Raw genomic sequence first — 613 nt, forward strand, 5'->3', positions numbered from 1 at the left:
TCTTGCAACATAGCTATATCTTTTGTTTGTTTATAGAACCAATAACCGAAGGTTTTGCGCATGGTATGAGTTCCGATGGATTCTATACCGGCAAAATCTCCGGCTTTTTGCAATTGTCGATAAGCCTGGATCTTACTAATAGGTTGATCTCCTTTTCGTGAAGGGAATAGCCAGGTACTTTCTAGTGTTTGTGCATACGAATAGACTTCATCAAAGATAGAAGTAAGATTAATTATACGTTCTTTCTTTGTTTTTCCTTCTTTAATTTTAAATTCTTTTCTCTTTTTCCGTTTTAGTTTTACTATGGTTTGTATTTCAAGTTGGAGTAGATCACTTACGCGTAGTCCGGTATGTATGCCAATAAGAAAGAGAATATAGTCTCGTTCGGAACAATGACGTTTGAGGGCCCATTTCATATCTTCGATCTGTTCTTTTGTTCGGATAGGTTGGACATCAATAAGATGTGGTTTTTTGTTCATGGATTTTTGACCTCTTTATTTATAGTATTTTGAATGTATACTTTTGTTGTGTATTTTGAGGATATCAGTGGATTCAGTGGTAAGTCAATGTTTAAGGGGAATCGAATGTAAACTAATATTGAAAAGTTTACTTT

1 protein-coding gene is annotated in these 613 nt (G+C 34.3%); it reads right to left on the reverse strand.

What is annotated here, in order from left to right:
- On the reverse strand, positions 1-479 hold a 479-nt coding region (locus ILS93_RS28415), incomplete at its 3' end, for a tyrosine-type recombinase/integrase (protein ID WP_222661741.1).
- Positions 480-613: the final 134 nt, after the last annotated feature.

The sequence above is a fragment of the Bacillus sp. 16GRE42 genome, assembly GCF_019837435.1.
GTDB classification, from domain to species: domain Bacteria; phylum Bacillota; class Bacilli; order Bacillales; family Bacillaceae_G; genus Bacillus_A; species Bacillus_A wiedmannii.